Annotated in this window: 12 protein-coding genes; 7 read left to right on the forward strand and 5 right to left on the reverse strand. The window is 46.1% G+C overall.

The genetic code is table 11. From position 1 onward, the window contains the following. Positions 1–708: 708 nt before the first annotated feature. The 5 genes from NDI33_RS20330 (at position 709) to NDI33_RS20350 (ending at position 16,686) form a co-directional block, all read left to right on the forward strand. Positions 709–1,557: a choice-of-anchor L domain-containing protein gene (locus NDI33_RS20330; RefSeq protein WP_190411652.1), complete on the forward strand. Its 849-nt coding sequence runs from the start codon at positions 709–711 to the stop codon at positions 1,555–1,557. Positions 1,558–2,500: 943 nt separating this feature from the next. Then, positions 2,501–3,319 (forward strand): choice-of-anchor L domain-containing protein, encoded by an 819-nt coding sequence (locus tag NDI33_RS20335; protein WP_190679265.1) that lies wholly within the window; start codon positions 2,501–2,503, stop codon positions 3,317–3,319. Between the two features lie 416 nt (positions 3,320–3,735). Continuing rightward, a complete protein-coding gene (atpD, locus tag NDI33_RS20340; protein ID WP_190411654.1) occupies positions 3,736–5,184 on the forward strand; it encodes a F0F1 ATP synthase subunit beta in 1,449 nt (482 codons plus the stop codon). Between the two features lie 98 nt (positions 5,185–5,282). Further along, complete coding sequence (gene atpC / locus NDI33_RS20345) at positions 5,283–5,699, forward strand: ATP synthase F1 subunit epsilon (protein WP_190428339.1); 417 nt, start codon at positions 5,283–5,285, stop codon at positions 5,697–5,699. 808 nt (positions 5,700–6,507) lie between these two features. Then, a complete protein-coding gene (locus NDI33_RS20350) occupies positions 6,508–16,686 on the forward strand; it encodes a CHAT domain-containing protein (protein WP_190679267.1) in 10,179 nt (3,392 codons plus the stop codon). A 27-nt stretch (positions 16,687–16,713) separates the two neighbouring features. Here NDI33_RS20350 and NDI33_RS20355 read toward each other — a convergent pair whose 3' ends face one another. After that, positions 16,714–17,586, reverse strand: coding sequence for an S-methyl-5'-thioadenosine phosphorylase (locus NDI33_RS20355; RefSeq protein WP_190411657.1), 873 nt, complete (start codon positions 17,584–17,586; stop codon positions 16,714–16,716). A gap of 233 nt (positions 17,587–17,819) precedes the next feature. Between NDI33_RS20355 and NDI33_RS20360 the strand changes: the two genes are divergently transcribed. Further along, complete coding sequence (locus NDI33_RS20360) at positions 17,820–18,023, forward strand: hypothetical protein (RefSeq protein WP_190430461.1); 204 nt, start codon at positions 17,820–17,822, stop codon at positions 18,021–18,023. Positions 18,024–18,197: 174 nt separating this feature from the next. After that, positions 18,198–18,593 (forward strand): SH3 domain-containing protein, encoded by a 396-nt coding sequence (locus tag NDI33_RS20365; protein ID WP_190679269.1) that lies wholly within the window; start codon positions 18,198–18,200, stop codon positions 18,591–18,593. Positions 18,594–18,765: 172 nt separating this feature from the next. On the opposite strand, the gene NDI33_RS20370 is transcribed toward NDI33_RS20365, so the two are convergent. The 4 genes from NDI33_RS20370 to NDI33_RS20385 form a co-directional block, all read right to left on the reverse strand. Continuing rightward, positions 18,766–20,334, reverse strand: a complete 1,569-nt coding sequence (locus NDI33_RS20370) for a cytochrome P450 (RefSeq protein WP_190679276.1) — start codon at positions 20,332–20,334, stop codon at positions 18,766–18,768. 232 nt (positions 20,335–20,566) lie between these two features. Continuing rightward, positions 20,567–21,052, reverse strand: a complete 486-nt coding sequence (locus NDI33_RS20375) for a WbuC family cupin fold metalloprotein (RefSeq protein WP_190430345.1) — start codon at positions 21,050–21,052, stop codon at positions 20,567–20,569. 72 nt (positions 21,053–21,124) lie between these two features. Beyond that, entirely contained in the window at positions 21,125–22,201 is a 1,077-nt protein-coding gene (locus NDI33_RS20380) for a GDP-mannose 4,6-dehydratase (protein WP_190679278.1), read from the reverse strand. Positions 22,202–22,833: 632 nt separating this feature from the next. Continuing rightward, positions 22,834–23,289 carry a pentapeptide repeat-containing protein gene (locus NDI33_RS20385; protein WP_190679280.1) on the reverse strand — a complete coding sequence of 152 codons (456 nt, stop codon included), beginning with the start codon at positions 23,287–23,289 and terminating at the stop codon, positions 22,834–22,836. Between the last annotated feature and the right edge of the window lie 193 nt (positions 23,290–23,482).

The raw sequence follows: 23,482 nt of genomic DNA on the forward strand, positions 1-23,482 counted from the left end.
AGCCAAAGGTGATACGGCATTGTCTCTCGGTTGAGTATACAGGAGAGCGATCGCTCTGAATTCACTTGCCTCACATAAAGGTGCGAACTGACTCTTTCAGCGCTTCGCTATCGTGTCCTGCCTAAGAATGCCTTACAAGCGATCGCCCAACGATAAAGCAAAGTCTTGCAGGCACATTGTGGACAATAAAAACTTGTTACTACGTAATCGTACTTAAGTAAATTTACTTAGCTGTCAACTTAGAACTTCATAGAATCTTCATTTATTTTCCAGCAGCAAATTACTATTAAAGCTTTATTGGATAAGAAATTCCGCAACTATTCTTCCTTTACAACTTATTTTATTATTATAAACTTTCTGTAAAGCTACGGATAAACTTTGATGAGTAAACACTATACCTGGAAATGATTTCACGGCTTGATGACTGATAAGTAGAAACAACATTAAAACCTAAGTAATTTCTACAAATCGTTTTTTTCTAACTTTACAGGATTCACTTATTGACATTTTGAGTTAAATATACACCTGTATAAGGGCTGAAGAATTATCAAAATTAATGCTAGCCCTTCCGAAATACGCATACTTTTACCTGTATTCAAAGTAAGCCTAAGAAACGAACTTTCTAAGTAGTTACAGCTTCTGTTTATAAAAAAGCTGCGAACACCTAGGCATTTTCACTGCCAGCATCTATCTTGTATGAGACCGACTATGAATCTTTTTGCTAAAATCTCTGCTTCAGCCGCTATTGGTGTTACTGCTGCCCTGACGATGTTTGGGAATTCAGCAATGGCGTTCACAGTAACTCCAAACAACAATACGAATGCTTTGCTGCAAGCCTTGTTAGGCGACACGACTGGATTGAGTAACTTTTCTGTCAATGCCACAGGCAATGCTACTGCTTTTGGTCTTTTCAGTGACGACCCCTTCGGTTTGAAAGATGGCATCATCTTGAGTACCGGGAATGTCACCAATGTAGTGGGTCCTAATAATGCTCCAGGTAATGGTACAAGTTTCGGAACACCAGGTGATACGGAGGGTTCCTTTGATTTGGCTCAGCTCGATATTAGCTTTGACGCTGACGCTACCGTAGATAAGCTGTTCTTCGAGTATGTCTTCGGCTCGGAAGAGTTCCTAGAGTACGCTGGTACCGGGTACAATGACTCTTTTGAACTGTTGCTTAATGGTGTCAACCTAGCTAAGTTGACCGATGGCAAAACCGTCACGATTAACAACCTTGTTCCCAATCTCAACAGCCCTTATCACGCCGACTACATTGACAATCCAGAAGGGAGTCCTGGCACTGAGTTAGATGGCTACACCAAAACCTTGGCTTTCGAGGGTTTGCTGAACAAAAATGCCAAGAACACTCTCAGCATCAGGATTAAGGATGTAACTGATAGTCAATTAGATTCGGCGGTATTCATCAAAGGGAAGTCTGTGGGAGTCGTAGAGCCTCCGAAGGATGTTCCTGAACCCAGCTTGATGCTTGGTTTGCTGAGTGTTGGTGGTATGACCTTGATCAGCCGTCGCAACAAGCAAAAAGCACTAAAAGCTTAATCCGGCAGGATGGCAAAGATAGTTTAGGTGGTTTGCCTATCTTAGGCGCAAGAGTCTGATCTTGGACTCAGAACGCATAATTTTGACAAAGCTGTGTCTTTACAGAAGGCACAGCGATTTTTTTTATGGCTACTAACTTGCTCTTGCTGCTGTGATCTCGTTACTGATTCAACGATGAGGGCAATCTCCGCTGCTGGCAGAAACCCAAAGGTGAGACGGCATTCTCTCTCGATTGAGTATACAAGAGAGCGATCGCTCTGAATTCACTTGCCTCACATAAAGGTGCGAACTGACTCTTTCAGCGCTTCGCTATCGCGTCTTGCTCATCCACTAGCGCGATCGTAGTGCGTCTTGCCTAAGAATGCCTTACAAGCGATCGCCCGACGATGAAGCCAAGCTCTTGCAGGCAGATTGCAGCTAATAAAAACCTGTTCTACGTAATACTTCTTAAGTAAATTTACGTAGCTGTTAACTTAGAGCTTCATAGAATCTTCATTTATTTTTCAGCAGCAAATTACTATTAAAGCTTTATTGGATAGGAAATTCCGCAACTATTCTTCCCTTGTAAGTTATTTTATAATTGTAAGTTTTCTGTAAAGCTGCGGATAAATATTGATGAGCAGATACCTTACCTGAAAAGGCTTTCATGCCTAGATAGCTGGTAAGCAAAAACAACATTAAAGCCTAAGTAATTTCTACAATTCGTCTTTCTCCAACTTTATAAGATTCACTTATTGACATTTTGAGTTAAATATACATTTGTATAAGTGCTGAAGAATTATCAAAATTAATCAGTAGCTTTTACGAAATACGCATACTTGTACCTGTAGTAAAAGTAAGCCTAAGGAACAAACTTTCTAAGTAGTTACAGCTTCTGTTTATAAAAAAGCTGCGAACACCTAGGCATTTTCACTGCCAGCATCTATCTTGTATGAGACGAACCATGAATCTTATTAGTAAAATCTCTGCTTCAGCCGCCATTGGTGTTACTGCTGCCCTGACGATGTTTGGGAATTCAGCAATGGCGTTCACAGTAACTCCAAACAACAATACGAATGCTTTGCTGCAAGCCTTGTTGGGTGATACGACTGGATTGAGTAACTTTTCAGTCAGTGCTACAGGCAATGCTGATGCTTTTGGTCTTTTCAATGACGACCCCTTCGGTTTGAAAGATGGCATCGTCTTGAGTACCGGGAATGTCACCGATGTAGTGGGTCCTAATGATTCTCCAGCTACTTCAGGTTCCGGAACATTGGCTCAGCTCGATATTAGCTTTGATGCTGGCGCTTCAGTAGAGAAGCTGTTCTTCGAGTATGTCTTCGGCTCGGAAGAGTTCGTAGAGTTCGGTGGTTCCTCGTTCAACGACTCTTTCGAACTGTTGCTCAATGGCGTCAACCTAGCTAAGTTGACCGATGGAAAAATCGTCACGATCAACAACCTTGTTCCCAATGCGGCTGGGCCTTATCACGCCGACTACATTAACAATCCCGCAGGGAGTCCTGGCACTGAGTTAGATGGCTACACCAAAACCTTGACCTTTGAAGGTTTGCTCAACAAAAACGCCAAGAACACTCTCACCATCAAGATTCAGGATGTCGGTGATGTTTCATTAGATTCCGCTGTGTTCATCAAAGGGAAGTCTGTGAGAGTCGTGCAGCCTCCGAAGGATGTTCCTGAACCCAGCTTAATGCTCGGCTTGCTGAGTGTTGGTGGTATGACCTTGATCAGCCGCCGTAACAAGCAAAAAGCGCTGAAGGCTTAATCCGGTTTGGATGGCAAAGATATTGGGTTAAGTGCCTATTTTGAATTAGGCGCAAAAGTAGGATCTTTGATCCGAAGCATAATTTTAAATAGTGCTGTGTCTTTACAGAAGGCACAGCCCTTTTTTTATGGCTATTAACTGGCTCTTGATCCCGTCATCTCGTTACTGATTCAACGATTAAGGCAATCCCCGCCGCTGGTAGGAACCCGAAGGTGAGACGGTATTCTCTCTCGATTGAGGACATAAAAGAGCGAACTGACAAGTTAGCGCTTCGCTATCACATCCTATATGGGGATCAACTCAAGCCGCCAGACAGATTCGGCATCCTTTCAGTGGTACTCTGGAAAATGGCATTGCTAAATGTTAAGACTGTTTTCCCGTATCTATACAGATAGATTCACAACATAGGCACAAGCATGGTAGCCACCACAGACAAGACAAACGTAGGGCGTATTACCCAAATCATCGGTCCCGTTATCGATGCGGAGTTTCCCAGCGGCAAAATGCCGCAGATTTACAATGCCTTAAAAGTTGAAGGCAAAAACGAAGCCGGACAGGACGTGTCCGTAACCTGCGAAGTGCAGCAACTTTTGGGTGACAACCAAGTGCGTGCTGTTTCCATGAGTTCCACCGATGGTTTGGTGCGCGGCATGGAAGTAGTAGACACCGGCGCTGCCATTACCGTACCCGTTGGCCCTGCCACTCTGGGTCGGATTTTCAACGTTCTTGGCGAACCCGTAGACAATAAAGGGCCAGTCAATACTGAAGAAACCTTCCCCATCCACCGTCCGGCTCCCAAGTTCACTGACTTGGAAACGAAGCCATCGGTGTTTGAAACCGGAATCAAGGTGTTAGACCTGCTGGCTCCTTATCGCCGTGGTGGCAAGATTGGTTTATTCGGCGGTGCTGGTGTTGGTAAAACCGTCATTATGATGGAACTGATCAACAACATCGCGATCAATCACGGTGGTGTGTCTGTGTTCGGCGGTGTGGGAGAGCGTACCCGCGAGGGAAATGACCTCTACAACGAAATGAAAGAATCTGGGGTTATCAAAGAAGATAACCTCAGCGAATCGAAAATCGCTCTAGTCTACGGTCAGATGAACGAGCCACCCGGAGCGAGAATGCGCGTAGGCTTAGCCGCACTGACAATGGCTGAGTATTTCCGCGATGTCAGTAAGCAAGACGTGCTGCTGTTTATCGACAACATCTTCCGGTTTGTGCAAGCGGGTTCGGAAGTATCAGCGCTACTGGGACGGATGCCTTCTGCTGTGGGATATCAGCCGACTCTGGCAACAGATATGGGCGACCTGCAAGAGCGAATCACCTCCACCACCGAAGGTTCGATTACCTCAATTCAGGCCGTCTACGTACCAGCCGACGACTTGACCGACCCCGCGCCAGCAACCACCTTTGCCCACTTGGACGGAACCACTGTGTTGTCTCGTGGCTTAGCAGCGAAGGGAATTTATCCCGCTGTTGACCCGCTAGATTCCACTTCCACCATGTTGCAACCCAGTGTTGTTGGTGAGGAACACTACGCGATTGCTCGTGAAGTTCAGGCAACGCTACAGCGCTACAAAGAGCTGCAAGACATCATCGCCATTCTGGGTCTGGATGAATTGTCTGAAGATGACCGCTTAACGGTGGCTCGTGCGCGTAAGATTGAGCGTTTCTTGTCTCAGCCGTTCTTCGTGGCAGAAGTCTTCACCGGATCTCCAGGGAAATACGTGAATCTGCAAGAAACAATCAACGGTTTCAAGAAGATTCTGTCTGGAGAGCTGGATTCATTGCCAGAGCAGGCTTTCTACATGGTCGGCAATATTGAAGAAGCGATCGCTAAAGCTGAAAAAATCAAAAGCTAGTCCATAGGCATTTGCCATTAGTCATTAGCCTTTTTTCACGGGCTAATGACTAATGACCAATGACCAATGACCAACTAACAACTGACAACTCACAAATTATGGCTTTAACTGTTCGCGTTGTTTCTCCCGACAGAACTGTCTGGGATTCTAGTGCTGAAGAAGTAATTCTGCCTAGCACTACAGGTCAACTCGGTATCCTCAGCGGTCATGCTCCTTTATTGACCGCACTGGATATCGGTGTCATGCGTGTCCGTTCTGGTAAAGATTGGGTGCCCATCGCCCTCATGGGTGGCTTTGCAGAAGTGGATGAGAATGAAGTAACCATTCTGGTTAACGGTGCCGAGCGCGGCGACAAAATCGATCGGGAACAAGCCCGTGCTGCTTATACCGAAGCTGAGGCGAGGCTTAATCAGGTTGAGGGTGGTGGTTCCCGTCAAGAGCAAATTCAGGCAACTCAAGCCCTCAGACGTGCCCGCGCTCGTTTTCAAGCCGCTGGTGGCATGGTTCAAGCCTAAAGTCTGTCAACACTCAAATCTTCTGAAAAGCTTCTCCTGTAACTCAACGGGAGAAGTTTTTCGTTTGGGAGAGGTTAACAATCATGAGTATTGCACTCAGCGAAGCGATCGCTTGCTTGAGAAATTTAGAGCGTTTGTCAGTTGGGTGGAATATAGTGCAGCTCTAACGTTCGGTAGGGACTTTTTGACTGCCATGTCTTTACAGATGTATCCCACTTCTCAATTCATCTGCAACTAATTTGGGACAGCTAATGGCAAGATTGCTAATCAATGAACAATTAGCCATAAAAAACAATATTTATAAAATATTCCCATACCTGAGAATCTTTCCATCTGTTCATCCTTAAATGATCGAGCCAATTCATAATGTATATTTCGGCTATAAAATACTATAAATAAATACACAAATATTTTTACGAATTAATAATTATTTTTACACTTCCACATCTGCTTTTGACGAAAAATGATTAACCACTAGGCTCCTTTGTCTAAAAAATCAGGTTTGCTGCTGAATGGTCGAATATTAATCCTGCTACCTGTCGAAAGTTAAAAAATGCAAAGTTGAGGCAGGTCTCAAAAAGGCTTCAGTTGCAATGAATTCAACAAGCAGCCTATAAAAACCAAAGCAAAAACAGCCAGCTTTATGAAAATTTCCTAAAGCAAAATACCCATCTTTATCAACTCTTTAAAGTATTCAATATCTAATTAATCATTCCTTCATCAAAGCTGTGATATTACGGAGTGACTCAGAAAAATTGGCGAGTGTAGAGTTGCCGCAAATTTTTCATCAGCCCTAAGGAAGAGATTGATGTCAGTATTTACCAGCAGAATCGGTGCCCTGTTAGTCCTGTTGTTGTTTGGGGGTTCTGTAGGTGCCACATCCACCTCAGCTCAGTCAATCATTCCGGCTCCCAATGACACGAATACTCTGGTTAACCAGAATGGAAACCAGATTGACATCAGTGGCGGCACCCTTTCTAGTAATGGCTCGAATCTCTTCCACAGCTTCACTCAGTTTGGGCTGAATCAAAACGAGATAGGCAACTTCCTTTCAAACCCATCCATTCAAAACATCCTGGGTCGTGTCAATGGGGGAAATGCCTCAGTAATTAACGGTCTCATCCAGGTTACGGGTGGGAATTCAAACCTGTTCTTGATGAACCCCGCAGGCATTATCTTTGGCGCAGGAGCCAGCCTAAATGTGCCTGCCTCCTTCACCGCCACCACTGCTAACGGCATTGACTTTGGGAGCAATTGGTTCAGCGCCACAGGTGCCAACGACTATAACGCTTTAGTGGGTACGCCCAACGGCTTTGCCTTCGCAATGAGTCAACCGGGAGCGATCGCAAATGCCGGAAACTTGGCAGTCAACCCCGGACAGAATTTAACCCTACTCGGTGGCACCGTAGTCAGTACCGGGCAATTGTCAGCACCGGGAGGTAATATCACGGTGGCAGCAGTGCCTGGTGAGAGCGTAGTACGCATTTCTCAGGCAGGAAGTTTACTAAGTGTAGAAATTCAACCCCTAGCAGCAGCAGACAATCAACCGAATGACTGGAAGCTTCCGATTGCCTCCTTACCTCAGCTGTTGACAGGTGCTGGGGATGTGGGAGCCACGAAAATGACTGTCGCCGCTGACGGCACAGTTCATTTAACAGGTTCCGGTACTGCAATACCCACAGATACAGGTACTGTAATTGCTTCTGGTTCCCTGAATACCTCAAACACTGCCCCAGGACAAACCGGAGGCACTGTCCAAATTGTCGGCAATAAAGTGGGATTGGTAGGTGCCAACATTAATGCTTCCGGCACCCTCGGCGGCGGCACAGTGCGAATTGGCGGCGATTATCAAGGGAAGGGCACACTACCAAATGCATCGCGCACCTATGTCAGTAGCGACTCTCTGATTGCCGCAGATGCCCTCCTCAACGGCAACGGTGGAAAGGTAATTGTTTGGGCAGATGAGACAACCCGCTTCTACGGCAATATTACAGCTCGTGGCGGCGCTCAAGGTGGAAATGGTGGCTTTGTCGAAGTGTCAGGCAAACAAAACTTGGACTTTGACGGTTTAGTAGATGTGGGTGCGCCCCTAGGAAAGGGCGGTCAGTTGCTATTAGACCCGAAAAGCGTTGTCATTGATACCGCAGACGATGACAACAATCAGCTTGATGACAAGACAATCCTGGCTGATGATGGCAAGGACAACGATACATTCAAGATTTCCGCTGGCAAGGTGAAAACCATGCTTAACAGTGGCAATGTGTCAATTGCAGCCACGGAAAACATTGATGTAAAAAGTGCTATCAATGCCAGCAGCAATACCAATACTTACAATCTTGCGTTGGACGCTGCGACCGTCAACTTGAACGCTCCTATAACTCTCAAGGGCGGTCTGACAATTAATAGCACGCAGGCGCTGAAGATTGCCCCTAATGCAGACATAAATTTGGGGGGAGCCTTCTTGCACGAAAGCTCCGGATCGGTCGCTACTGCAAGCAATATTACCGCTGAAAACGGCATCAACTTTAAAAGTGCCGTCACCCTCACTGGAGCGGACGTTACCTTCAAAACAGGTACAGGGACGGGTGACATCACCTTTAATAGCACCCTGAACGGGACAAACCCAGGTGGTCAAAACCTGACTTTAGAGGCAGGCGACGGCACCATCCAATTCAAAAATGCCGTCGGTACTACCACACCTCTCGGCAACCTCACCATTAACAGCGGCAACCTCAACATTGCCGACGCAGCAGACATGAAGTTAGGGGGAGCTTTTGAGCAACTGGGGTCGGGAACCGTTTCCACTGCGGGTAATATTCAAGCTGAAACCGGCATCAGCTTTAGTGGAAATGTCACCCTCTCCGGAAATGTCAAACTCAATACCGGAACGGGTAACGGTGATATTGCTTTCACCGGAGCGATCGCAGGCAGTGGCAAAAACTTAGAACTGAGTGCGGGCACGGGTAACATTAACCTTGGTGGTGCAGTAGGTAGTAGTGATACCCCAATCGGCAACCTCACTATCACCGCTGCCAAAGATGTAGAGACAAAAGCGATCGCCGCCGCTAGCATTACCCAAAAAGCAGGTACAGGCACCACCACCTTTAATGGAGCATTGAAGACAAATACTGCCACAGGGATTGACTTGAGTGGCACTAACTTTATCTTCAACAGCCCTGTCACAACTACCTCCAATGGCACTGTCACCATCAACAACAGTGGCAATTTGACCATTGCTGCAAACGCAAACATGAATCTTGCGAAAGGCTTCAGCCAAACTGGCACAGGGGCAGTCTCCATTGGCAGCAACATTACCACTAGCAATGACAACATCAGCTTCAGCAGTCCCGTTACCCTGAAGGGAGATGTCAAGCTAGATACTGGAACTGGAGACGGTGATATTACTTTTAGCGGAGCCATTATAGGCGGTGGCAAAGACTTAGAACTGAGTGCTGGTACAGGAACTATTACACTGGGCAGCACGACGGGACTGGACGCTCTGATAATTGACAGTGCTGGCGACGTAACAACTGGAGCAATTACCGCCACCAGCATCACTCAAACGGCAGGTACAGGCACCACTAGCTTTAATGGAGCGCTGAATACCAGCGGTGGAAGTGGTATCAAGCTGACCACAAACGAAATTAAATTTGGGAGTACTGTCGATGCCAAGGCTAACCCCATTGTCCTGACTGCTGACAAGCTCGACCTGGGTTTATCAACAATTGCGGGTTCAAAAGTCACTCTGGCACCCAAATCTTCAGGGCAAAGCATCAGCGTAGGATTAGCCGCCAATCCTGGACTGAATTTCACCCTCGATCAACTGAAAAATATTACAGCTAGTAGTTTGACCATTGGGGATGCCACCAACACTGCAAGCATCCACATTGGGACATTCCTCAACCCGCTTACCGAGAATCTCACCTTTATTAGTAAAGGGACTGTAGATGTCACTGCACCGCTATTCGCAACTAACAATTTGACGATTACTAACGGTGGCAAGCTGACGATTGCCCCTAATGCAGACATAATTTTGGGGGGAGCCTTCTTGCAAAATGGCTCCGGATCGGTCGCTACTGCAAGCAATATTACCGCTGAAAACGGCATCAGCTTTACAAGTGCAGTCACTCTTACTGGAGCGGACATCGCTTTCAAAACGGGTACAGGGACGGGTAATATCACCTTTAATAGCACCCTGAACGGGACAAACCCAGGTGGTCAAAACCTGACTTTAGAGGCAGGGAACGGCACCATCCAATTCAAAAATGCCGTCGGTACTACCACACCTCTCGGCAACCTCACCATCAACAGCGGCAATGTCAACGCCGATGCTGCGATCAACGCCGCTAGCCTTACTCAAAAAGCTGGCAACGGTACTTACAGTGCGATAACTGCCAGCAACATTCAGCTAACTGGTAATATTTTTAACCTCAACGGTGCCATCAATACCACCAGTGGCGGCATCACTATCAATAACAGCCAGAAACTGACGATTGCTGCTGACGCAGACATGAACTTAGGAGGAGCGTTTCAGCAAATGGGGTCTGGAACTGTTTCCACTGCTGGTGATATTCAAGCAGAATCCGGCATCAGCTTTAGTGGAAATGTCACCCTAACCGGAGGTGTCAAACTTAATACTGGAACTGGCTCCGGTGATATTGCTTTCACCGGAGCCATTACAGGCGGTGGCAAAGACTTAGAACTGAGCGCAGGTACGGGAAATATTACGCTGAGCAATGCTTCCGGACTGGGCAATTTAAAAATTAACAGTGCTAGCGACGTACAAGCTGGGGCAATTACAGCAACTAGCATTACTCAGGGAGCTGTCACACCGACGACTGGCACCACCACCTACAGTACGCTGAACGCTGCGGGTGCGATTAACCTGAAGGGCAACATTTTTAACCTCAACGATGCCATCAAGACCACGGGTGGGGGCGTTACGATTACTAACAGCGGTTTGCTGACCATTGCACCTGCCGCCGACATGAATTTGGCGGGAAAGTTTGTGCAGAATGGCACGGGTAATGTTGTTACGGGTGGAGATATTACCGCTAGCAGTATTCAGTTTGACCAAGGCGTTAGTTTAACTGGCGATGTCTCTTTTAACACCAGTGGCAGTAATGGCGCGATCGCATTCAACAGCACAATTGATGGCAATCACAATCTCACCCTGAACGCAGGTAGCGGCAGTATTAACTTCAAGAATAACCTTGGCACCGTTACCTCTTTAGGCAACCTGACGATTGACAGCGGCAATGTCAACGCCAGTGCTGCCATCAACGCCGCTAACCTCACTCAAAAAGCTGGCAGCGGGACTTATAGTGCGATAACTGCCAGCGACATTCAGCTAACTGGTAATATTTTTAACCTCAATGGTGCCATCAATACTACGGGTGGCGGTGTCACGATTACCAACAGCGATTTGCTGACCACTGCCTCTGTTGCCGACATGAATTTGGCAGGAAAGTTTGTCCAGAATGGCACGGGTAATGTTGTCACGGGTGGAAATATCACCGCCAGCAGTATTGAATTTCACCAAGGCGTTAACTTAAGCGGTAATGTTAATTTTGATACTAGCGGTAGCAATGGCGCGATCGCTTTCAACAGTACAGTTGATGGTCAGAAAAATTTAACTGTGAACGCTGGTATCGGTGATATCACCTTCAACAGCACTGTCAATACTGCTAGCCTAGCTACCACTGGAGTTGGTGGGACAACCAAGCTCAACGGCAACGTGACCACTGCTAATAGTCAAAGCTATGGGAATAATGTCCTGCTGACCGGGGATATCATCCTAAAGGGGGATGAAATTGACTTTTCGGGCGGAACGGATTCGGTTGCTGGCACGGGAAATCTGACACTTCAGACAGCAACGGTGGGGAAAGCGATCGCAATTGGTTTCGATCAAGATGCTTCTCTAAATATCAACGATACCGACCTAGCTGCTTTACATGACGGATTTAGCAGCATCACCATTGGCAATGCCAGCGGAAGCCAAGACATCATTGTAGATTCGGCAACCTTCAAAGATGCTGTAACCATTCAAGCGGGCACAGGGGCGCTGACGGTGCAGGGAATATCGCCGGGAATTACCAGTAATGCATCTATTCATCTCATCGGCGGTGCAACGACTCTTAATTCAGGCATTAAGACCACAGATGGAGGCAATCTTACCCTCACCAACAGTGATGTGCTGAAGATTGCTTCGGGTACAAAGATGACCTTAACCGGAGCCTTTGTGCAAAATGGCACGGGTAGCGTTTCCACCGCAGGGAATATCACTGCTAGCAGCATTCAATTTACCCAAGGCGTAAATCTTACAGGTTCTATCTTCCTGGAAACGGGTGCAGGCGATATTAGCTTTGGCAATACCCTGAATGGTAATCACGACCTAACTTTGAGTGCTGGTACTGGTAACATCAATTTTACAGATGCAGTCGGTGGTAGCAGCAAATTCGGTTCTGTAACCATTAACAGTGCCCAAAACGTTGTTTTCAAAAACCCAGTTACAACGACGAATAATGGTGGCGTCAGTATCAACAATACTGGAACGCTGACAATTGACGCTGCCGCAGATATGAACCTCGATGGAGCCTTCAGTCAAGGTGGGACGGGAGGAGTCATTACCGCTGGAGATATTACTACCACCAACGACACTATCAGCTTCAGCGGTGCGGTGAACCTAACCGGCGCAGTCTCTCTGAACACGGGTGCGGGAGTAGGCGATATCAGCTTTAGCAATACTGTCAATGGAACTCAGAACCTGAATCTAGCAGCAGGTACTGGCAACGTTATCTTTAATAATCCGGTGGGAAATAGCGCTGCACTCAGCAATTTGACAGTGAGTAATGCAGCATTGGTCGAATTTAAAAGCACTGCCAATCTGACCGGAAATCTCAATTTGACGGCTGCTGAAATTAACTTTGACGGGGGAGACAATACAATCGTTGGCGGCGGTACCGTTCAGCTTCAGCCTGCAACACCCGATCAAGCGATCGCAATTGGCGGATTTGAAGAAACACCAGCGCTGGATATCACCCAAAAAGATATTAATGCTTTGGGTGGCTTTAAGTCGATCGTCATTGGTAGTGACAGCGGAACTGGGACGATTGATGTCAATGCTGTCACCTTCGACGATCCAGTGAAAATTCAGTCTCCGAATGGCATCATCAACGTTAATGGGACAATTCAGGGAGTGGATGATGCCGCGATCGCTCTCAACGGTGCAACAACCAAATTGTCGGCAAACATTTCCACTCAGGGGCAAGACATTACCCTCGGTCAACTCGGCAAAACTGTGGAGCTGACGACTGATATCGCACTCGCAAGCGGCGGTGGTAACATCATCTTTGAAGGCAATGTTAGCGCTCAATCTAATAACCAGCAGGGACTGACGCTCAATCCGGGTGCAGGTCAAGCGATTTTTAAAGGGAACGTCGGTAGTCCGCATCTCCTGGAGTATTTGACTATCAATAATGACTTGGGTGTTGTAATTATCGGTGGCGAGAATGCAACCTTAAAAGGCAACAGCGCCGATATTTACCAGGAACTAACTGTCAACGCCAAGCAGACACTCTTATCAGGCATCATCACGACTTTGGATGGCAACATTATTTTTAACGGTGATGTCACCCTGACGGATGATACTTTCCTCAATACAGGCTCATTGGGTGCGGGTAACATTTCTTTCAATGGCACCCTGGATAGCGAAAAGGGCGAATACAACGACCTAAAGATGATCGCAGGCACCGGCAACATCTTCTTCGGCAAAACGGTGGGTGCGGGAGATGGTAAAGGGTTAGGCGCAATCTTAATTGAGAATGCTACCGATGTGACCGCCATTTCGACGATTGTTGCAGACAGTCTGACGCAGTTATCTGGTAGCACTACGACGCTGGCAGGTGACATTACGACAACTAAGCCAGCTGGTGTAAATATTACTGCCAATAATATCCAGGTGGGCGGCAGTCTCAACACCAATGGCGGAAAGGTAAATCTAACTGGGAATGGCGGAGTCAGCGCTAGCAATATCACTTCCAAAGGTGGGGAAATTAGCCTCAATAGCACTCAAGGTGCGATCGCGAGTAATGGCACTTTAGATTCATCTGGCGGCAAGGTTAATCTCACCGCCAATCAAGGCGTTACAGCAGCCAATATTACTTCCAAAGGTGGGGAAATTGCTCTCAATAGTAGCCAAGGTGCGATCGCGAGTAATGGCACTTTAGATTCATCCGGCGGTAAGGTAAATCTCACCGCCAATCAAGGCGTCACCGCTAGCAATATCACTTCCAAAGGTGGGGAAATTGCCCTCAATAGCACTCAAGGTGCGATCGCGAGTAATGGCATTTTAGATTCATCCGGTGGCAACGTTAGTCTAAATGGGAATGGCGGAGTCAGCGCTAGCAATATCACTTCCAAAGGTGGGGAAATTGCTCTCAATAGCACTCAAGGTGCGATCGCGAGTAATGGCACTTTAGATTCATCCGGTGGCAAGGTTAATCTCACCGCCAATCAAAAAATCACCACCAACAATATCACCTCTAAGGGTGGGGGAATTAGCCTTACCAGTGACACGGGAGCCATTAATACCGCAGCCTTGGACTCCTCTTCTGCAACGGGTGCTGGCGGTGCGATCGCTCTCAACAGCAAACAAGGCGCGATACAAACGGGAAGTTTGATATCCAAAGGCGATACGGATGCTGGGGGAATTACAGTTATCGCCAATGACAGCATCACGACGCTGGATCTTGACGCAACAGCGACTAAAGGTGCTGGAAATGCGATCGCGCTTAGCAGCCAAAACGGAACCGTACAGACTGGAAATGTGAAAACTTCCGGTTCTCCCATCACTGTCTCTGCTCAAGACAATATCACTGCTGCCAATATTGATTCTGCTTCCGAAAAAGGCACCGGGGGAGCGATCGCACTTACCAGCCAAAAAGGAGCCATTACCGCTGCAAATGTGACCTCCAAAGGTACAACCGGCGGGGGTGCAGTCACCGTTGCGGCTCCAGGTAGCATCACCACGGCAAATATTGACACATCTTCTACCAATGGCACCGGCGGCGCGATTCGCCTAACGGCGATAGCTCCGCTTCACGCTCTCCTAAGCGATGCAGCAGCCATTCAAAGCGGCAATTTGCTCTCTCAAGGAACAGCAGGCGGTGGGGATATTGAAGTTTCCGCTCAAGGCATCATCACTGCTGGAGTTATCGACTCTAGTTCCAGCTTCGGGAAAGGTGGTAACGTCACCTTGGCAAACCCGCTGATCGAACTCAACAAAAAGCCAATTGATGACATTCAAGTTGTCTCCATCAATGCCCAAAGTGGAGGAAGCGCCTTCGGAGGCGTTGTTAAAATTACAACCGATCGGTTCTTCCGTGCTACAGGCACTTTCACCGATTCCAAAAACCCATTTGCGACCAGCATTTCCACGATTGGAGGCGCTGGGGACGGCGCGATTCTGATTTCCCACGGAGGCGGTTCCTCCTTTACTCCCTTTGTCGTAGGAGATGCGACAGAAAACGGGACGGCTGGCGCTCTCACCACCGGAACCGGGTTCCTCAGTACAATTTTGCCATCTAAAGAATTTCCTGGCCCTTATCGCCAAGGCAATATTCAAATTACTCCCCGCCGTCCGGGAGACAACCTGCTTCCCTACTTCGGCGCGATGCCTCTGAATACGCCTACTAGCGTCTCTGACGTAACAGTTGATACGACGAGCGATCTGGATAGCACAATCACGTCTAAATTTGACCAACATCTGGGGCAAACGGGAAATATCACCAATCCGAAAGCAGCCGCCAACCTATTGAGCCAAATCGAGAAGCAGACGAGCATCAAATCAGCATTTGTTTATGCAGTCTTTGCACCGGATCAAGTTTCTAGTAGCCAAAAAACTCAAATTAACAAAGACGATGAGCGACTAGAGCTAATTCTGGTAACAGGAGAGGGGAAAACGAAACGGGTGCGCGTAGCAGGTAGCAAGCGAGGAGCGCTTGGCGCATCCGCTTCGCGATCGCAAATCCTGAAAGTCGCTGGAAAGTTGCGAAACGCCATTACCAATAAAAATAAACTGAATGACGACTATCGTGCCCCCGCCGAACAACTGTATCAGTGGCTAATTGCACCTATCAAGGACGAGTTAGAAGCCCAAGGTATCCAGAATTTAGTCTTCATTATGGATGCAGGCTTGCGATCGCTTCCTATCGCCGCCCTCCATGACGGTCAACAGTTTTTAATCGAGAAATATAGTATCGGTCTCATGCCTAGCCTCAGCCTCACCGATACCCGCTACGCTAACATTAAAAACGCTAAAGTCTTGGCAATGGGTGCCGACCGCTTTACCAACAAAACGCAAAATCCATTGCCTGCTGTGCCGGTAGAATTGTCGATGATTACTTCTAAGCTATGGCAAGGTAAATCCTTCCTCAACGAAGCTTTCACCCTGAAGAATTTAAAAGCACAACGCACTTCTACACCCTACGAAATTATCCACCTCGCAACTCATGCAGAATTTAAGTCAGGGGCACTCGGTAACTCCTATATTCAGCTGTGGGACACCCAATTGAGATTGGATCAAGTGCGTCAGTTGGGCTGGAATAAACCAGCGGTGGAATTATTAGTGCTGAGTGCCTGTCGTTCAGCACTGGGAAATGAAGAAGCCGAGTTGGGCTTTGCCGGGTTTGCGGTGCAAGCAGGCGTGAAGTCAGCGCTGGCAAGTCTTTGGTACGTCAGCGATGAAGGCACATTGGGGCTGATGACAGATTTCTACAAAGAATTGAAAAAAGCCCCTATTAAGGCGGAAGCTTTGCGACAGGCACAGCTAGCAATGTTAAAGGGAAAGGTGCGACTAGAAGGGGGACAACTGCATACTTCTGATGGCAATATGGCTCTACCTTCCTCTCTTGCATCAATCGGAGATAAAGACCTAAAGCATCCTTATTTCTGGTCAGCTTTCACAATGATTGGGAGTCCTTGGTAGAAAGTTAATGCATGAAAAAACCGCTGACTACAAATACTTCTTCAACAGCAACTCCATTTTCTCCTTCGTTGCTGCCGGAACGTTCTCTAGTCGCGTGAGGATTGCATATTTTAAAGCCGAGTGAGCATCAGAAACTGGCGGATTTTCACTCAAACGCCGAACAGTTTCTTGAATTACTTTTTGAGCATTGGTTGCATTGCGTTGCAGATTGGCAATGACCATTTCTACCGTTACGCTGTCGTGATCGGGGTGCCAACAATCGTAATCGGTTACTAATGCTAAGGTTGCATACGCAATTTCTGCTTCTCTGGCTAACTTCGCCTCTGGTAAATTAGTCATGCCAATGATTGTGGCACCCCAACTGCGGTAAAGATGCGATTCAGCTTTTGTAGAAAATGCGGGTCCTTCCATACAAACATAAGTACCACCGCGATGGAGCGTGACATCGGGTAAGTTTAAAGATGCGATCGCATCTGCCACAACTCCAGCCAATTGATTGCACACGGGATCGGCAAACCCAATATGAGCCACAATCCCTTCCCCAAAAAAGGTAGAAACTCGATTCTTGGTGCGGTCAATAAATTGATCCGGCACTACCATATCTAAAGGTTTCGCTTCTTCTTTGAGAGAACCTACCGCCGATGCAGAGATTAGGTACTCGACGCCTAGCTGCTTCATGGCGTAGATGTTGGCTCGAAACGGCAACTCAGAAGGCAACAGCGTGTGATTGCGACCGTGACGTGCCAGAAAAGCCACTCGCGTTCCTTCCAAAGTTCCCAATATCAAAGCATCAGAGGGGAAGCCAAAAGGCGTGGAGATTTGCATCTCTTCTACATCTTTGAGCGCCTCCATCTTGTAGAGACCGCTGCCACCGATAATCCCAATCCGAGCCTGAGTCATTTTTTTGCCTTCTTGCTACAACGCCAAGCTATTTTACGGGAAATTAGGGAGTGTTTGGATAGCCAATCTGATTTGTCAATGATGAGAATCACCAAATCATGAAGGAATTGTTACATTCTCTTGAAGATGGCGATCGCGCAGGATTGTAAAGAAATATTACAATATTTTTATATGTCCTCAGAATCTCGTTCTGCGGGATTCGCAGCAGTATTACATAAAGTTGCTAGAGAACTATGCCAGCTTCAGCTAGTTTACCCACAATCTCCGTTCAACAAATTGTTGAGCGAATCTTTGTCTTTCGCCAAATTTCTCGTACCGATCAACGTCTATTGATGTCAACATTCCTATCGCAGGAAACCCTAAGTGAAGCAGAACACCTGCTAATTAATCGCGTGTTTGATGCACTGAAGCAGGGATTGCTAAAAGTAGTGGATTAATTAAGAAGAGTTGACTTTTAACTTTATTTATGTCAGCTCGCTTAAAGTAGCAAGCTTGAGGGATTGATAGCCTTTTAACAATTTAAATAAATATCAAAAAATATATTATTTGGAAGTAAGTCAGTTAAGGTGAGACTGAATTTACATCAGTGCAGATGCACTTAATCCATAAAGATGAGCAATTCGAGAAACTCTCTGACAGCGATCGCACTGCTATGTTTCTATACCACTGGCTTGCAGCTAATCGCCCAAACAAAGGCAAATGCAGCTACACCAATTTTACAGGCTCAATCGAGACCTGCACAAAACCAAGGCGTATGTTCATTTATTAATGGAAATAACGTCAATATCCGTAGTCTACCCAATACTCAATCCAATGTAGTAGCTAAACTCAATAGAGGCGATACAGTTCGGGCAGTGCGAAAACAGGGTAACTGGGTTCAAATCTCTGGAAGAGTAACCTCACAACCCGGAGTGACTCCGGAGGTGGTTAAACCTCTGAAAGGTTGGGTACTCAATACTTACATCAATGGATGCTCTGAAGATCAATTCGATCGATGGCGGACATAAAAAATACCACTTAATTCGCTGTTCTATTGAATTAAGCTAATACTTGGTAGTGCTAAAAAATTAATGCATCATTAATTTTTTAGCACTATCCTATACGCTACTATTCTTTAGCGTTGGCAAAACTTTTCGAGCTACTGTAAATAGTTTAATTCAAACCTTGAAGATAGGTTTTTTATTGTGGAAGGGAATTTCTCAATTTAAAGCGCACTGGCATTTTATCAGACGGATAAATTAACAGGTTTTGCTGTAATTGTTCTAGAGAAGAACGACCCTTGACTAACTCCCAGTCGAAGTTGCGGAGCAATAATGCTAGCATCATCGTTCCTTCCAGCATTGATAAATGCTCCCCCAAGCAACGATGAGGTCCTGAGCCAAAGTCTATCATTGGCAGCGAACTATTTTCCTTGCTCTTCTCTAACCAACGTTCTGGCAGAAATTCCTCTGGATTAGCATAGACTTCTGGATCTCTTCCCGCAGCAAGCATTGACCAAGCTATTCTTGTACCGCGAGGAATCGCTTTACCCTCAATGAGGGTGTCGCGTTGAGCCTCCAATGAAGTCGAGCCTGAGGCTACTGAATAAAGGCGCAAGGTCTCCTTAATAATTGCGCTAATATAAGCCAATTCCTTGAGGCTTTCGGTATTTATCAAGCCTTTGCTTTGCCAAACTTGGTCAACGATGTCTCGTGCTTGCTGAAAAACCCTTTGATTGAAGCTCAACTCTCCTACTGCAAAGGATAAAGTATGAGCTGTTGTATCAGTACCAGCGATTAAGAGTTCAACACATTCTGCTATTAATGTGTCGCGATTGTATTTTGGTTCTTTGGCAGCGATTTTGACTAACATTGATTCGGAGAACCAAGAACTTACCTGTGGTAAATCGGTCTTGTTTTGTTCTCTAAACCGTAAAGCTAAGTCTACACGGGGAGTTAAGAATTCCTCTAAATATCGCCTTGCTGCCCAATAATCTTGTGAATTTTTAGAGGGCAAATATTTCATCCATATCTTCTCGCCAGTAGCTTGTCGTAGGAACCGATAGCCTACAACAGACATCGCTTCGTACACCTTGGAAACTTCCAGGGGCGGTCCTTCAGGAGTAGCGCTCTTTCTATCAACTGGAATTCCCAGCACGAGACAAGAAATCACTCTCATTGTAAGTTCTACAAACAGAGGATCTACCTGAACTTCTTTTGATGGCGGTACTTCCTTCAATGTAGCAATTACTTGCTCGCAAGCCTCGCTAATAATTTCTGCATATTTCGTGAGGCTGGTAGAACTGAATTCGGGATTCCAAGCTTTGCGTCGCCACTGCCACTCAGCCCCAGTTTCTCCTAATAGAATCGGACCACTGACATCGTTCCAAGCTTTGCGTAATTGCTCCGACCTGATTAAGCTACCATCTTTCATCCCATTGACAATGGTATCTTCGATAACTTTTGCTTTACTTAAAATAACAGCAGGCTGATTGACCTTCCATATAACATAAATCGGGCCTAGCTCTTGACTCCAATCAAACATTTGCTGGAATAATTTCTTCTGTTTCACTGCTGCTAATAGTTGAGGAAGATTTCCTAACAGCCAGTGTTGAGGAGGTGAAGGGAGCGATCGCAGCGATTTGTAAGTATTATTTTGTTTCCACCAGCGCCACCCAATTATTCCCGCTATGCTAGTAACGCCTAAGACTGTGGCTAAATATGGAAGTGAGTCGAAATAAGCAATCTCAGTAGTAATGTCTTGAAGCATGAATTCGCCTTTATCCACAAAAAACTACAGATTACCCAGATACTAACTTAACGTGAGTTCGATGGCTAGAGAAGGGCAAAAAGCTTTTCCAAACAATCAATTAATCAACAAAAGCCAAGAATCCATGCTTAAACAATAGCGATCGCTCAAAACAGAGAGTTATAAAGGACAAATAGCACTGTAGTCCTATTAAATCCCAAACCATCACAAGATAGGCGTGGCATGGAGCGAATTATATTGGGCTAACAAAGTAACTATGCCAGGTTTGCACCAGTTTCTCAGCCGCTATCGTTCCTTCCAGAGGGAAACATGAAAGAAATTCTTTATCAGTAGTGGAATCGTAAGGCCCTTCTTTAACTTCAAAAATTACAGTATTTGGTACTAAAGCGATCAGTGTATGATAAGTTCCTTCGAGGAATTCAATACCAGAAGTTGTTCCATCGGCACTAATCTGTTCTTGGTGAATAATTGCGCCTTGATCGTTAAATAGAAGCATTCCTACGGCTCCCTGCAAAATCAGGCACAGCTCGAATCCATTGTGACCGATTTCCCGTTTATGGCGATGGGGACGCACATAAGTCCCTGGTTGCAGACAAATAAGCGATCGCTGAACTTTTTCATCTAAAGCGTGGAAGTTGTAACTTTGTCGTAAGCGATCGCTACTGGATGCCTGTTGAGCAACTGTATCTATTAAATTTTGGTCGAGACGTTTAAACATTTTTCTCCAAGGAAGTTTCTGACCAGACTTAGAAGTCTGGTCAGAAGGTAGGGTAAAAATACTTCCGATCAACTAGACACTTAATACTACTGAAGATGGAATATTGCCCACCATTGAAGGTGATAAATACTCCAGATACCACTCAATTGTTTCAGCTAGTCCTTTATCAAAAGAATATCGGGGACTCCACCCAAGCATTTTTTGCGCCTTTTCTGCCGATACCTGCTGGTGCCAAATTTCCCCGTGGCTTTGATTCATAATTACCGGCTCTATGTGTTCGCAATTCATCAGTTGCTGGAGCTTTTGCACGACTTCTAGCACCGTCCAACTACCACCCATTGCGAAGTTGAAAGCCTCTCCATGAACTTCTGGACGAGCTAGCCCTTCAAACATTGCAATATAGGCATGGGCTGCATCTTTGACATATAAAAAGTCCCGCATAAAATTACCTTTATCGGGCATACGAATGAGAGGACTTTCATTGCTCAGTAGCCTTCGGATCGTATTTGGGATTAGTCGGCTCCAGTTTAAATCTCCACCACCGTAGATATTACCAAATCGCCCTACAGCCACAGGCAACCCGTAGCTGTGATAGTAGCTTCGAGCAATTAGGTCAGCGCAGCTTTTAGAGACATCGTAAGGATGTCTGCCCAGCGTTGGCATATCTTCTGTATAGGGTAAGACGGGACTATCACCGTAGGCTTTATCACTTGATGCCACGATTACCCGCCGCACCAAATCCGAACGGACGCGACAGGCTTCCAATATGTTGTATGTGCCACGAATGTTTATCTCAAATGCCAATCGAGGTTTCTCAAACGCCAAACCTTCTACCGACACTGCTGCTAAGTGAAACACCGTATCAATGCCGCGATCGCCAATCACCTTTTCAAGTAAATCGTAATCCTCGATTGACCCAACAACATTGTTGACACGATGAACGATTCCACTACGCACAAAATGACTGTCTGGGTTCCAGTCAGCCAGTATCGTCGTCACCGTCGCGCCCTGCTCTAATAAGCACTCAGTCAACCAAGAACCCATAAAACCGGAAGCTCCGGTTACTAACACTCGATGACCGCGCAGAATATCAATCACTGATGCACCTAAATTTAGAACTAACCCTGCACTAATATACAGTTTGCACATCTATCCAGAGTGTGATGCACACTACTTTTTTGTGAGAGAATTAGTTTTTTATGGATTTTGCGATCGCACTGATGAGATGAGCCATCGGCGAACCAAAACTCTAACCAGAGATTGCAGAAACTCTTTAAAGTTGCTTGAAATCTTAGTCTTGGAAGGCTTCGGAGTTTCCATCTTCCCCTCAAAACAGCCAAAAGCCGCTCTAAGTCATCCCACCATCAATCAGGTTACACAAGTAAAAAATGCAATCCTGACCCTGCTGCTGGCGCTGTTCATATAAGCTTGAGCCTTTGCACAAAACCAAGGCGTCTGTTCATTTATTAACGCTAATAATCTCAATATCCAAAAAAGTTCCAGCACTAAATCACAAGCGATCGCTAAACTCAATAGAAGCGCTCGTGTCCAGGCGGTGCGAAGACAAGGTAACTGGGTTTAAATCTCTCAAAGAGTAACATCACAACCTGGAGCGACACCGGAGGTGGTTAAACCTCTCAAGGGTTGGGTACTCAAATACTGATATTAATAGATACTCAAAAGATAAATTTAATTGATGGCGAAAATAGGGAAGCCGCTCGTTTTAAATCTATTAGACTTCCCCAATTCTCCGTAAAATCCTAAGTGCTAATTAGCGCCATCTAGTCCCAACGAGGAATATCGGCATCTTCCCCACCAATACCAATTCCGGTGTTAAATATTTCAGCATCGGTAAGAGTCAGGTCATCCATTGATGCCCCATACACATTAGCGTCATAAATTTTAGCGTTCGTAAAATTTACGGCGTTGAGATTGGCTTCCTGAAAATTGGCATTCGTTACAAAAGCTGATGTTAAATTAGCTGCTGTCAAGTTTGCCTTCGTCAGATCGGCACCTTCGAGGTTCGCATTCGTCAGGTTAGCGCCTTGCAAATTGGCTTCTCTCAAGTCAGCACCAATCAAATGTGCGCCGCTGAGATCGGCTCCTGATAAATCGCAGCGAACACATTCCCTCGTTGACAATAGCTGTTTTACGTGTAGCGGATTCTCCGCTTTCACTGGCATAGTTAAAAATAGTGGAGCGAGTAATGTTAGGGTCGCGAATAGCTTGAGTTTCATAATACTCCCTTTTATCAAAAAGGTTGTTCCGTTTTCTTCCTCACCCCTTTATTATCTCACTAAGATTCTGTGGTAGACATTGATTGATGCCACATATAACTTGTGATAGAGAACATAGGATTTAATCACTCGTTAGCAGGATTGCGACACTGCTTAATTGGGATAAAATGCGATGAATTTCTACCACTAGCCT

The organism is Trichocoleus sp. DQ-A1 (assembly GCF_039961955.1).
Classification (GTDB): Bacteria; Cyanobacteriota; Cyanobacteriia; order Cyanobacteriales; family FACHB-T130; genus FACHB-T130.

Excerpts from the sequence above, each read along its gene's own strand:
- NDI33_RS20350 (WP_190679267.1), top strand. The coding sequence starts at position 6,508 with ATGTCAGTATTTACCAGCAGAATCGGTGCCCTGTTAGTCCTGTTGTTG.
- atpD (WP_190411654.1), top strand. The coding sequence starts at position 3,736 with ATGGTAGCCACCACAGACAAGACAAACGTAGGGCGTATTACCCAAATC.
- NDI33_RS20330 (WP_190411652.1), top strand. The coding sequence starts at position 709 with ATGAATCTTTTTGCTAAAATCTCTGCTTCAGCCGCTATTGGTGTTACT.
- NDI33_RS20370 (WP_190679276.1), bottom strand. The coding sequence starts at position 20,334 with ATGCTTCAAGACATTACTACTGAGATTGCTTATTTCGACTCACTTCCA.
- NDI33_RS20365 (WP_190679269.1), top strand. The coding sequence starts at position 18,198 with ATGAGCAATTCGAGAAACTCTCTGACAGCGATCGCACTGCTATGTTTC.
- NDI33_RS20380 (WP_190679278.1), bottom strand. The coding sequence starts at position 22,201 with ATGTGCAAACTGTATATTAGTGCAGGGTTAGTTCTAAATTTAGGTGCA.
- NDI33_RS20360 (WP_190430461.1), top strand. The coding sequence starts at position 17,820 with ATGCCAGCTTCAGCTAGTTTACCCACAATCTCCGTTCAACAAATTGTT.
- NDI33_RS20355 (WP_190411657.1), bottom strand. The coding sequence starts at position 17,586 with ATGACTCAGGCTCGGATTGGGATTATCGGTGGCAGCGGTCTCTACAAG.
- NDI33_RS20375 (WP_190430345.1), bottom strand. The coding sequence starts at position 21,052 with ATGTTTAAACGTCTCGACCAAAATTTAATAGATACAGTTGCTCAACAG.
- NDI33_RS20335 (WP_190679265.1), top strand. The coding sequence starts at position 2,501 with ATGAATCTTATTAGTAAAATCTCTGCTTCAGCCGCCATTGGTGTTACT.
- atpC (WP_190428339.1), top strand. The coding sequence starts at position 5,283 with ATGGCTTTAACTGTTCGCGTTGTTTCTCCCGACAGAACTGTCTGGGAT.
- NDI33_RS20385 (WP_190679280.1), bottom strand. The coding sequence starts at position 23,289 with ATGAAACTCAAGCTATTCGCGACCCTAACATTACTCGCTCCACTATTT.